Annotated in this window: 8 protein-coding genes; 5 read left to right on the forward strand and 3 right to left on the reverse strand. The window is 61.3% G+C overall.

The genetic code is table 11. The features are described from left to right. The first annotated feature begins 50 nt into the window (after positions 1-50). Both GA0061102_RS16310 and GA0061102_RS16315 read left to right on the forward strand, forming a co-directional pair. Positions 51-1,241: an SGNH/GDSL hydrolase family protein gene (locus GA0061102_RS16310; RefSeq protein ID WP_092850851.1), complete on the forward strand. Its 1,191-nt coding sequence runs from the start codon at positions 51-53 to the stop codon at positions 1,239-1,241. 238 nt (positions 1,242-1,479) lie between these two features. Further along, complete coding sequence (locus GA0061102_RS16315; protein WP_092850818.1) at positions 1,480-2,229, forward strand: aminoacyl--tRNA ligase-related protein; 750 nt, start codon at positions 1,480-1,482, stop codon at positions 2,227-2,229. A gap of 64 nt (positions 2,230-2,293) precedes the next feature. Here GA0061102_RS16315 and GA0061102_RS16320 read toward each other — a convergent pair whose 3' ends face one another. Then, a complete protein-coding gene (locus GA0061102_RS16320; RefSeq protein ID WP_092850820.1) occupies positions 2,294-3,748 on the reverse strand; it encodes a glutamate synthase subunit beta in 1,455 nt (484 codons plus the stop codon). A gap of 178 nt (positions 3,749-3,926) precedes the next feature. Then, positions 3,927-8,651 (reverse strand): glutamate synthase large subunit, encoded by a 4,725-nt coding sequence (gltB, locus tag GA0061102_RS16325; protein ID WP_092850822.1) that lies wholly within the window; start codon positions 8,649-8,651, stop codon positions 3,927-3,929. A 565-nt stretch (positions 8,652-9,216) separates the two neighbouring features. Here gltB and GA0061102_RS16330 point away from each other — a divergent pair. Beyond that, positions 9,217-10,263 (forward strand): threonine aldolase family protein, encoded by a 1,047-nt coding sequence (locus GA0061102_RS16330; protein ID WP_092850824.1) that lies wholly within the window; start codon positions 9,217-9,219, stop codon positions 10,261-10,263. A gap of 39 nt (positions 10,264-10,302) precedes the next feature. Here the strand turns inward: GA0061102_RS16330 and GA0061102_RS16335 are convergent, their stop codons facing one another. Then, positions 10,303-11,175 (reverse strand): LysR substrate-binding domain-containing protein, encoded by an 873-nt coding sequence (locus GA0061102_RS16335; protein WP_092850826.1) that lies wholly within the window; start codon positions 11,173-11,175, stop codon positions 10,303-10,305. A 111-nt stretch (positions 11,176-11,286) separates the two neighbouring features. Here GA0061102_RS16335 and GA0061102_RS16340 point away from each other — a divergent pair, with 111 nt between their 5' ends. Together GA0061102_RS16340 and GA0061102_RS16345 are read left to right on the forward strand one after the other, a co-directional pair. Beyond that, entirely contained in the window at positions 11,287-12,309 is a 1,023-nt protein-coding gene (locus GA0061102_RS16340) for a bile acid:sodium symporter family protein (RefSeq protein WP_092850831.1), read from the forward strand. Between the two features lie 103 nt (positions 12,310-12,412). Then, positions 12,413-12,711: transposase (locus GA0061102_RS16345; protein ID WP_139115064.1), on the forward strand; the 299-nt coding region annotated here is incomplete at its 3' end.

Here is a 12,711-nt window from a genome sequence, read left to right on the forward strand (position 1 = left end):
GACGAGGGAGCCGCCCTCATGCCACCATGGGCCGTGAGCGGAAAGAAATGATGATAGAGCGACCTGCCCGCGCGACCATGGCAAGCCTGAGGGCCATCTTCACGGCGTTCCTTGCGGCCGTCACCGCCTACGGCTGCCTGTCTCCGGCGGCCGAGGCGCAGGAGCGGCCACGCAAGAACCTGCTCGACATGCTGTTCGGCACCCGCGAACCGGATTATCCCGACCAACCCGAGCAGCCGCCCCCACGAAGAAAGAGCCAGCCGCGCAAGCGACCAACGCCGCCGCCGCGCCAGCCGGTGGTGGTTCAGCCGGAAACGCCGCCGGCTGCGGAAAAACTGCCGGACGCCAAGACTATCCTCGTCGTCGGCGACTTTCTGGCAAGCGGGCTCGGAACCGGATTGGAAGACGCCTTTTCCGCCTCACCGGGCGTGGTCATTCAATCACGCGGCAACGTCGCCTCCGGCCTCGTCCGCCAGGACTATTACAACTGGCCGCAGCAATTGTCCGGAATGATGGATCAGCTGAAGCCGGCAATGGTCGTCGTCATGCTCGGCGCCAATGACCGCCAGCCCATCATCGGTTCCGGTCTCAACGAAAAATACGGCACGGACCCCTGGTTTATTGCCTATGAGGAACGTGTACAGCAGTTCGCCAAGCTGGTGACGAACCGCCATATACCCCTCCTCTGGGTCGGCCTGCCGCCTTTCGGCTCGGACCAGCTGACGGCGAGTGCGGTCAAGCTCAACCACCTCTATCAAAGCCAGATGGCTGCCGTCGGCGGAGAATACGTCGACATCTGGGACGGCTTCACCAATCAGAGCGGCGAGTTCGTCGTTACCGGCTCTGATATCAACGGCCAGCAGGTGCGTCTCAGAACCGCCGACGGCGTCAACATCACCGCGGCAGGCAAGCGCAAGATCGCCTTCTATGTCGAAAAGCCGGCACGCCGGCTGCTGGGCAATCAGGCAAGCCCCGATATTACGCGGCTCGATACCAGTAGCCCGCTGCCGGCGCAGCAGGCGAGCTTGCCCGGGATCGAGCCGGAGAAAGTCACCAGCACCCCGCCGATGAGCCTCTCCGACCCCGAGCTCGATGGTGGCTCGCAGCTGCTTGGAAACACGCCCGCACCGGCCTCCCCGGCAGCGTCGCCGCGAGATCTTCTGGTCGACAAGGGCCAGATGGCCCCCGCTCCCACAGGTCGCGTGGACGATTACCGCTTGCAAGGATCGGTTGCACGGTAAGTACCTCGGATGCCGTTTGACAACATCGCGGCCTATCAATAGAAAAATGCCATGAGCACCGACCGTGCAGATCACATCGATCTTAACCGCACCTGCCTGCAGGCCGTGGTTTTGCGCGCTTTCTCCGGCCGAGGTCTCCGCGTCCAGTCGTGACGACCGGAGGCTTTGCGCGTCCGGCCATTGCTGGACGTAAAGCCCCTCACTCCAAAACATCAACGTTGCCCATGGAGAATGGCACGTGCTCAATATCTATAACGTCAACTCGCTCGTTCACTGGGAAGAGCGAGACATCCGGCTGCGCGACGATCTCGTCCGGTTCTTTTCCGATGAAGTCGCCAGCTTTCTGCGATGCGCAAATTCCGCCTGGGATATCCGAAGGGTCGAAGCTCCTACCCTGATGCCGAGAAATCTGGTCTCCGATGCCTATTCCAATGCAGACATTTGGGTGCAGGAACGGATATCGGAGACCGACACCGAACTCGTGCTGCGGCCGGAAACGACACCGTCCACTTATATCTACATGCAGCATCTTCTCGGAAATCACTCGAAAACGCGCCTGCCCTTGTGTGTCTGGCAGGCCGGAAAATCCTACCGCCGCGAACAGGAGCAACCGAGCAAGCATGTGCGGCTCAAGGAATTCTGGCAGCTCGAATTCCAATGCGCCTTTACCGCCGACAGCGGCAACGACTATCACGCGGCGTGCTTGGAGCCGGTTCGGCGCATGATCGGTTCGGTGATCCATCTGCCGACGAGGATCGTTCCGTCCGATCGCTTGCCGGCCTACTCTGAGATCACGATGGATATAGAGGTCGACAACGGCGACAAATGGATAGAGGTCTGCTCCATCTCGAGGCGCACGGACTTCCCTCAACGTTATCGCAATCAGGCAAGGAAGGGACCGGCGACCGAGCATGATGTCACCGTGCTCGAGATCGCCATCGGGCTCGATCGCTGCATCTATAACTGGAACATCGCTGCAGACAGATAAGAGAAAGGCCGGGTTCCTTGCGAACCCGGCCTTTCCAATTGCTGCTCAAAAATATCGGTCAGGCTTACCGCGGCAGAACCGTCGAGCCCATCAGGGTCTCGTCGATCGCGCGGGCCGCCTGACGCCCCTCGCGGATCGCCCAGACCACCAGCGACTGGCCGCGGCGCACGTCGCCGGCAGTCCAGAGCTTGTCGACCGAAGTTTTGTAGTCCTTGTCGTCGGCGACGACGTTGGTCGAGCCGCGGCGGTCGGTGTTGAGCGTCAGCTTGCCATCGAGCTCCTTGAGCACGCTGTCGGTGAAGGGACCGCGGAAGCCGATGGCGATGAAGGCGAGATCGGCGCGGATGACGAATTCCGTACCGGCGATCGGCTCGCGGCGCTCATCGACTTCGCAGCACTTCACGCCGGTCAGCACGCCGTCTTCGCCGATGAACTCCAGCGTCGCGACCTGGAATTCGCGAACGGCACCCTCGGCCTGCGACGAGGAGGTGCGCATTTTCGTTGCCCAGAAGGGCCAGACGGCGAGCTTGTCTTCCTTTTCCGGCGGCTGCGGGCGGATGTCTAGCTGGGTCACCTTCACGGCGCCTTGGCGGAATGCCGTGCCGACGCAGTCCGAAGCGGTATCGCCGCCGCCGACGACGACGATATGCTTGCCGCCTGCCAGGATCGGATCGGCGGACCAGCCGGCACTGTCAATGTTCTCACGGCCGACGCGGCGGTTCTGCTGCACGAGATACGGCATGGCGTCATGAACGCCGGCGAGGTCCACGCCGGGGATGCCGGCCTCGCGCGGGGTTTCGGAGCCGCCGCAATAAAGCACGGCATCATGATCGGCCAGAAGCTGCTCGATCTTGACGTCGACGCCGACGTTGACGCCGCAATGAAAGGTGACGCCCTCGCCCTTCATCTGTTCGACGCGGCGGTCGATGAAGTTCTTCTCCATCTTGAAGTCGGGAATGCCGTAGCGCAGCAGGCCGCCGGGCTTGCTCTCGCGCTCGTAGAGATGAACCTCATGACCGGCGCGGCCGAGCTGCTGGGCAGCCGCCATGCCGGCGGGACCGGAACCGATGATGGCGACCTTCTTGCCGGTATGCACCGTTGCCGGCTGCGGACGAATGAAGCCAAGTTCATAGGCCTTGTCGGCGATCGCCTGCTCGACCGTCTTGATAGCGACCGGTGCATCCTCGAGGTTCAGCGTGCACGCTTCCTCGCAGGGTGCGGGGCAGACGCGGCCGGTGAATTCCGGGAAGTTGTTGGTCGAATGCAGGTTGCGGATCGCCTCCTCCCAGTTGTTGTTGTAGACGAGATCGTTCCAATCCGGAATTTGGTTGTGCACCGGGCAGCCGGTCGGGCCGTGGCAATAGGGAATGCCACAGTCCATGCAGCGCGCTGCCTGTTTCTGCACTTCCTGGTCCGACATGGGGATCGTGAATTCGCGGAAATGCCGGATGCGATCCGATGCCGGCTGATACTTGCCAACCTGACGGTCGATCTCCAAGAAGCCTGTTACCTTGCCCATGCTTTCGTTTCCTCACTCAAAAAGAGGAGCCGAGGCTCCCGTACCTGAGGGTAAATCCCGTTGCCCTGTCCGGCACTTTAATTCAAATCCGATTCCGCTATTCGACAGTTGCGATCGCCGTGATCAGCGACCGCAATGTGAGGCGAAATCCTCGACTGGCTTGGCGAGCCGGGGCGGATTACTCCGCCGCCACGCTCATGCGACTGCGCTCCATTTCCTCAAGGGCACGGCGGTACTCGACCGGCATGACCTTGCGGAATTTCGGGCGATAGTCGGCCCAGTGATCAAGGATCTCCTTGGCTCGCGTCGAGCCCGTATAGTGGAAATGGTTCGAAATCAGCTGGTAGAGACGCTCTTCATCATGGCGCGTCATGTCATCCGAGACGTCCACACGCCCCTTGTGCATGATGTCGCCGCCGTGATGATGCAGCTTCTCCAACAGTTCGTCCTCTTCGGGAACCGGCTCCAGCTCGACCATGGCCATGTTGCAGCGACGGGCGAAATCGCCAATTTCGTCGAGCACATAAGCTACGCCCCCCGACATGCCGGCTGCGAAGTTACGTCCTGTCTCGCCGAGCACGACGACGACGCCGCCGGTCATGTACTCGCAGCCGTGATCACCCACGCCTTCGACGATGGCGACCGCACCGGAGTTTCTGACCGCAAAGCGCTCGCCCGCGACGCCGCGGAAGTAGCACTCCCCTTCGGTCGCACCGTAAAGCACGGTGTTGCCGACGATGATCGAGTGTTCGGCCTTAATCTTCGAATTCTCCGGCGGGCGGACGATGATGCGGCCGCCCGAAAGGCCCTTGCCGACATAGTCGTTGCCATCGCCGATGAGGTTGAAGGTCACGCCGCGCGCCAGGAATGCGCCGAACGACTGGCCGGCGGTGCCCTTGAGCGTGACGTTGATCGTATCATCCTTCAAGCCGCGATGGCCGTAGCGCTTGGCAACCGCGCCCGAAAGCATGGCGCCGGCCGAACGGTCGACGTTCTTGATGTCGACCTCGAAGGCAACTGGCGTCTTCGAAGACAGGGCAGGTTCGGCCTTCTCGATCAGCTTGCGGTCGAGAATGTCGTCGATCGGATGCTTTTGCACGGTCGTCCAATAGGTCTCTTCCTTCGGCGCATCGACCTTGTGGAAGATACGGCTAAAGTCGAGGCCCTTGGCCTTCCAGTGGGCGAGCATGTCGTCCTTTTCCAGAAGCTCGGAAGCGCCGATGATGTCGTCCAGCTTGGCAACGCCAAGCGAGGCAAGGATCTCGCGCACTTCTTCGGCAACGAAGAAGAAGTAGTTGATGACATGCTCCGGCGCACCCTTGAAGCGCTTGCGCAGCACCGGATCCTGGGTGGCGACACCGACCGGACAGGTGTTCAGGTGGCACTTGCGCATCATGATGCAGCCGGCTGCAATCAGCGGCGCGGTAGCAAAGCCGAACTCGTCCGCACCCAGCAGCGCGCCGATGATGACGTCGCGGCCGGTCTTGAGGCCACCGTCCACCTGCAGGGCGATGCGCGAACGCAGCCCGTTCAGCACCAGCGTCTGCTGGGTTTCGGCAAGGCCGATTTCCCAAGGCGAGCCAGCATGCTTCAGCGAGGTCAGCGGCGAAGCGCCGGTGCCGCCGTCATAGCCCGATACGGTGATATGATCGGCACGCGCCTTGGCGACACCGGCGGCAACCGTGCCGACGCCGACTTCCGAGACGAGCTTGACCGATACATCCGAGGTCGGGTTGACGTTCTTCAGGTCGAAGATCAACTGTGCCAGATCTTCGATCGAATAGATGTCATGGTGCGGCGGCGGCGAGATCAGGCCGACGCCCGGCGTCGAGTGCCGGGTCTTGGCAACCGTCGCATCAACCTTGTGGCCGGGCAGCTGGCCGCCTTCGCCGGGCTTGGCGCCCTGGGCCACCTTGATCTGCAGCACATCGGCATTGACCAGATATTCCGTCGTCACGCCGAAGCGGCCAGACGCGATCTGCTTGATGGCGGAACGTTCCGGGTTCGGCGAACCGTCGACGAGCGGCATATAACGGTCGGACTCCTCGCCGCCTTCGCCAGTGTTCGACTTGCCGCCGATGCGGTTCATGGCGATCGCCAGCGTCGTGTGCGCCTCGCGGCTGATCGAGCCGAAGGACATGGCGCCCGTCGAGAAACGCTTGACGATATCGACCGCCGGCTCGACCTGGTCGACCGAGATCGGCTTGCGGCCGAGCGCTTCCGCGCCCTTGATCGTGAAGAGACCGCGGATGGTGTTCATGCGAAGCGCTGAATCATTGACCATTTCCGAGAATTCGCGATAGCGATCCTCGGCATTGCCGCGTACGGCATGCTGAAGGGCGGCCACCGCATCCGGCGTCCAGGCATGACTTTCGCCGCGCATGCGGTAGGCATACTCGCCGCCGATGTCGAGCGTGCTCGCCAGCAGCGGATCACGGCCGAAAGCAGAGTTGTGACGCGCGACGGTTTCCTCGGCGATCGTATCGAGACCAATACCTTCGATCATCGTCGCCGTGCCGAAGAAGTACTTGTCGACCAGTTCCTGCTGCAGGCCGATCGCATCGAAGATCTGCGCGCCGCAGTAGGACTGATAGGTCGAGATACCCATCTTCGACATGACCTTGAGGATGCCCTTACCGACCGCCTTGATGTAGCGGTACACGACTTCCGACGCGTCCACTTCCTTCGGGAATTCGCCGCGCTGATGCATGTCGAGCAGCGTGTCGAAGGCCATATAGGGGTTGATCGCTTCCGCACCGTAGCCGGCCAGCAGGCAAAAATGGTGCACTTCGCGCGGCTCGCCGGTTTCGACGACGAGACCGACCGAGGTGCGCAGACCCTTGCGGATCAGGTGATGATGCACGGCCGCCGTCGCCAGCAGCGCCGGGATGGCGATACGGTCCGGTCCGATCTGACGGTCGGAAAGCACGATGATGTTGTAGCCGCCGCGGACGGCGGCTTCCGCCCGTTCGCAGAGACGGTCGAGCATCTCGGGCATGCCTTCGGCGCCACGTTCGACATCATAGGTGAAGTCGAGCGTCTTGGTGTCGAAGCGATCCTCGGTGTGACCGATCGAGCGGATCTTTTCGAGATCGCCGTTGGTCAGGATCGGCTGGCGCACTTCCAGGCGCTTGGCATTGGCCATGCCGGTATGGTCGAGCAGGTTCGGGCGCGGGCCGATGAAGGAGACGAGGCTCATGACGAGCTCCTCGCGGATCGGATCGATCGGCGGGTTCGTCACCTGCGCGAAGTTCTGCTTGAAGTAGGTGTAGAGCAGCTTCGGCTTGTCGGACATGGCGGAGATCGGCGTATCGGTCCCCATGGAGCCGACAGCCTCCTGCCCTGTCGTCGCCATCGGCGACATCAGGAGCTTGGTATCTTCAAGCGTATAGCCGAAAGCCTGCTGGCGGTCGAGCAGCGACACGTCGCGGCGCAGCGCCCGCGGTTCCACCGGCTTCAGATCCTCGAGAATCAGCTGCGTGCGCTTGAGCCAGCTCTGGTAGGGATGCTTGCTTGACAGTTCCGACTTCACCTCGTCGTCGGAGATGATGCGACCCTTTTCCATATCGATCAGCAGCATCTTGCCTGGCTGCAGACGCCACTTCTGGATGATCTTCTCTTCGTCAACAGGCAGAACACCGGCCTCGGAGGCCATGATGATGCGATCGTCGTTGGTAACGAGATAGCGGGCCGGACGCAGGCCGTTGCGGTCGAGCGTCGCGCCGATCTGCTTGCCGTCGGTGAAGGCGACAGCGGCTGGGCCATCCCACGGCTCCATCAGGGCGGCGTGATACTCGTAGAATGCCTTGCGCTCGGCAGCCATCAGCTGATTGCCGGCCCATGCCTCAGGGATGAGCATCATCATGGCATGCGCCATGGAATAGCCGCCGCGCACGAGGAATTCGAGCGCGTTGTCAAAACAGGCCGTATCCGACTGTCCTTCATAGGAGATCGGCCAGAGCTTGGAGATATCTTCGCCGAAGAGTGGCGAGGATACCGACGCCTGGCGGGCAGCCATCCAGTTGACGTTGCCGCGCAGCGTGTTGATTTCGCCGTTGTGCGCGACCATGCGGTACGGATGCGCCAGCTTCCACGACGGGAAGGTGTTGGTCGAGAAACGCTGGTGCACGAGAGCAACCGCCGTTTCGAAGCGCGGGTCAGACAAGTCCTTATAATAGGCACCGACCTGATAGGCGAGGAACATGCCCTTGTAGACGATGGTCGAGCTCGACAGCGACACGGGATAGAAGCTGCTCTCCTCACCCTCGTATTCCGCATAGATGCGGTTGGAGATCACCTTGCGCAGGGTGAAAAGACGGCGCTCGAACTCCTCGTTCGTGCCGGCATCGCGACCGGCGCCGATGAAGACCTGCACATGATGCGGCTCGGTGGCAGCAATGTCAGGCGCCTTCGACAGCGATGAGTTATCAACAGGCACATCGCGGAAGCCGAGCAGAACCTGGCCTTCCTCGACAACGACCTGCTTGATGGCGGTCTTGAAATGCTCGATCAGCGCCTCGTCGCGGGGCAGGAAGAAATGGCCGACGCCATATTCGCCCGCCTTCGGCAGGATGACGCCCTGCTTGGCCATCTCCTCGCGGAAGAAACGGTCGGGGATCTGCACGAGGATGCCCGCGCCGTCGCCCATCAGCGGGTCAGCGCCGACGGCACCGCGATGCGTCAGGTTCTCGAGAATGAACAGGCCGTCGCGCACGATCTGATGCGACTTGCGGCCCTTCATATGCGCGACGAAGCCGACGCCGCAGGCGTCATGCTCGTTGCGCGGATCGTAGAGGCCTTGTTTCGGCGGGATGCCGACGGCGCGTTTCGACGTCTTGGCCGTCGCTGCAGCATTGGCTACAGCGGTCTGGTCAAAACTCGTGAACGTCTTCCTGTTCGTCATCGTCTTCCCTCCGGTAAGGCCCGCCTCGCGGGCGCTCCTTCGTCTCGCGCGGTCCGTTTCCGGCGCCGACGCGCGACAGCTCTGTTGCATTGTGAAGATCCGGCCGCGAACCATGGCCCCGCTATGGAGCCTGTCGTCAGCGTTCCGCGCCTTGCTATTCCACCGTCGCCCTGCCCGGCGCCTCGGAGGCGTTAAGGACATGCTCCCGGCAATTATAGCCCGAAATCCCGACATCGTCAGGACCCTCTGGCACATCTTCGGCTTCGGCAGCCAAAATAGGACAGCAACCCTGTCCTAATTCATCAGTTCTATGCCAGAAAGCTTCTTCCTTCGCAAGAGCAAAACGGCAAAATTTCGTCAAGGAGAGACGGAAGATTGCCTATGCTGCATAAATCGAGCAATAAAGTTTCGCTGCGGCGCATCATTTTATTTGTTGATTGCGCAGATCAATTTCTGTGATGGGTTCTTCAAGTTCTTGCTCTTGATAGGTTTTTGCATTGGCTTAATGTCCGGCCGACCCTATTTATGCCACGCGCAGTTCACTCTTTTTAATTGGTGCATTTCCATGTTTTTTGCCTCCGATAACTGGGCCGGCGCCCACTCCAAGATCGCTGAACGTCTCCTTGCCGAGTCAGGAGGCTTTGCCACTGCCTATGGCTTGAGCGACCTGGACCAAAAGGTCGAAGCCAAGTTCAGCGAAATCTTCGAGCGTGAGGTTGCAGTCTTCTTCGTCGCGACGGGCTCTGCCGCCAATTCGCTGTCGCTCGCCAGCGTCCAGAAACCGGGCGGCATCACCTTTTGCCATAGCGAGGCACATGTCGCAGAAGACGAATGCGGTTCACCGGATTTCTTCAGCTCCGCGCGGCTGGCGACGGTCAAGGGCGCAGCCGGCAAGATTGACCCTCAGGCGCTTGCCGCCAAGATTGCCCGTTTCCCGCAGGATGCGGTGCATCACGGTCGCGCCGCTGCCGTGACGATCACGCAGGCGACGGAAATCGGTACGGTCTATTCGCTCGACGAGATCGACGCCGTCGCCGCTGTGGCCAAGGCGAACGGCCTGCCGCTGCATATGGATGGTGCGCGTTTCGCCAACGCCCTGGTCGCGCTCGGCGTCAGCCCAGCTGAGATGACCTGGAAGCGCGGCGTCGACATTCTTTCCTTCGGCGGCACCAAGAACGGCTGCTGGTGCGCCGAGGCGATCGTCATCTTCGATCCCGAGCAAGCAAAAGAGATGCACTTCATCCGCAAGCGCGCCGCACAGCTTTTCTCCAAGTCGCGCTTTATCGCCGCCCAGTTCGACGGCTATTTCCAGGATGGTCTCTGGCTCGATCTGGCCCGCCATTCTAACGGCATGGCCGATCGCCTGCGCGCCGGCATCGAAAAGACCCGTGGCGCCCGCGCTGCCTGGCCGACGATCTCGAACGAGGTTTTCGCGATCATACCGAAATCAGCCTCTAAGGCCGCCGAGGACAAGGGGGCCAAATTCTACGAATGGCCGATCTCGGAATCGCAGCCGGATCTGGTCGGCGATGATGAAACGCTGATCCGTCTCGTGACCAGCTTCGCCACAACCGAAGCCGATGTGGCGAACTTCCTCGCCTGCCTGGGCTAATGACCTATTACGGGTAAAAAAGAGCGCCGCATCAGTCCGTCAGGGCAGATGCAGCGTCTCGGACCGCGGCCCCCTCACCTTGGCCAGAATGTCCTCCGACAAAGCTTTGACAAGAAGCTGATCCGCGCCCTTGCGCGGCACGAGCACGAATTCGACGTCTTCCAGAGCCGGCAGCCATCCCGGCGCAATCTCCATCAATCCGGCAGGCGCCATGCTCTTGGGCTGAACGAGAACGCCCATGCCGGCGCGCGCCGCGGCCGTCAGTCCGCTGAGGCTGCCACAGGTACAGACGATCCGCCACGGCATCTGCTGCCGGCGTAGCGCCTCCAGTGCAACGGCACGGGTGACACTCGGCACGGGAAAGGCGATCAATGGTAGCGGCGATTCGAGCCTGCGGATACGCTCCGGATCGCGCGCCAGCCAGACCAGCGGCTCGCGATAGACGAGCGTTCCCCTGATATCGCCGAGCCGGCGCTTGGCCAGCACCAGATCGAGATCGCCATTGTCCTGCATTTCATAAAGCGTGCCGCTGAGCGCGACCGTCAATTCGAGATCGACCGACGGATGCGAACGAACGAATTCCTCCAGCACGTCCGGAAGCTGGCTGGTGACGAAATCCTCGGAAACGCCGAGCCGAAGGCTGCCGCGCAGGCTGTTACCGGCGAAGAGCTGGCGCACCTCCCCTTCGATCGACAATATTTGGCGGGCATGCCCGAGCAACGCCTCGCCGTCGGCGGTCAGGACGACGCGATGGGTGTCGCGCGCCAGCAGCTTCCGGCCAAGCTCCGTTTCCAGCCGCTGTATGTGCTGGCTGACTGTGGATTGCCCGAGCCCGAGCCGTTCTGCCGCCAGCGTAAAGCTGCCCAGCTGTTCGACGGCAACGAAACTGCGCAATTGTGTGAAGTCTAGCATCGCGCTTATCCTATTTCACGATAACTGTTATTTCTTGCATCGTGGATCGCGATAGGTCTATCTGCAAGACCTAATTCATCAAGACTTGCAAATGCGATTGGGGTTGGCACGATGCGCCGCTTTCTTCCAGACACCTTCACCATGCTGCTGGTGCTCACCGTCGTGACGGCATCCTTCTTTCCCGTGCATGGCGTGAGTGCCCACTATTTCGGCATCGCCACGAACTTTGCCATCGGCCTTCTGTTCTTCCTGCATGGTGCGCGCCTGTCGCGCGATGTCGTCATCGCCGGCCTGCTGCATTGGCGGCTGCACCTCGTCATCCTGCTGACGACCTTCGGCATCTTCCCGCTGCTGGTCCTGGCCTTGGGCCAGATCGTTCCCAACAGCATCCTGCCCGTGTCGCTCTACACCGGCCTGCTGTTCCTGAGCGTTCTGCCCTCGACCGTACAGTCCTCCATCGCCTTCACTTCCATCGCAGGCGGCAACGTGCCGGCCGCCATCTGCTCCGCCTCCGCTTCGAACATCTTCGGAATGTTCCTGACGCCGCTGCTCGTCGGCATCCTGTTTTCAGTCGGCGGCCAGGGCGGCTTTTCCTGGGATGTCCTGTGGCAGATCATGCTGCAGCTGCTCGCCCCCTTCATCGCCGGCCAATTGCTGCAGCCATGGATCGGCGGCTGGATCCGCTCGAAGAAGAAGATCCTGATGCCGGTCGACCGCGGCTCGATCCTCATGGTCGTCTATTCGGCCTTCAGCGAAGCCGTGGTCGAGGGTCTGTGGCACACCTTCTCGGTGATCGATATCGCCACGGTGATCGTTGCCAACATGGTTCTTCTCGCAACGGTGCTCTGCATTACCATGTTCGGCAGCCGTGCCCTCGGTTTTTCGAAGGCCGACGAAATCACCATCACCTTCTGCGGCTCCAAAAAGTCGCTGGCGAGCGGCGTGCCGATGGCCAATGTCATCTTCGCCGGCCAAGGCATCGGCGCCATCGTGCTGCCGCTCATGCTATTCCACCAGATCCAGCTGATGACCTGCGCGGTGCTGGCACAGAAATATGCCGATGCCGCCAAGCGGCGCGAGGCTGCCAAAGCACAGGCAGGGGGAAAATCGGGCGAAGCGACCAACGCCGCCTGAGCCCTTCGATATCCCGGTAAAACAAAAGCGGCGCCCGATTGGGCGCCGCTCAGACTGCTGACAAACTTCTGGCTTTGGCCGGAGGTTTTTGATTCAATGGGACATGTTGAAGAAACCTGCTGCCGAACAGACGGCTCTCGAGATGGTGACGCTCGACAGCCTGGTGCCGAGAGATCATCTGCTTCGCAAGATCGATGCGGTGATCGACTTTACTTTCATCCATGATCGCGTTGCGGGATTGTATTGCGCCGACAACGGCCGGCCGCCGCTCGATCCGACATTGATGTTCAAGGCGCTGTTCATCGGTTATCTTTTCGGCATCCGCTCGGAACGTCAGCTGGTGCGCGAGATCGAGGTCAATGTCGCCTATCGTTGGTTTCTTCGGATGAAGCTGACGGATGG

The sequence above is a fragment of the Martinezella miluonensis genome (genome assembly GCF_900094545.1).
Classification (GTDB): domain Bacteria; phylum Pseudomonadota; class Alphaproteobacteria; order Rhizobiales; family Rhizobiaceae; genus Rhizobium; species Rhizobium miluonense.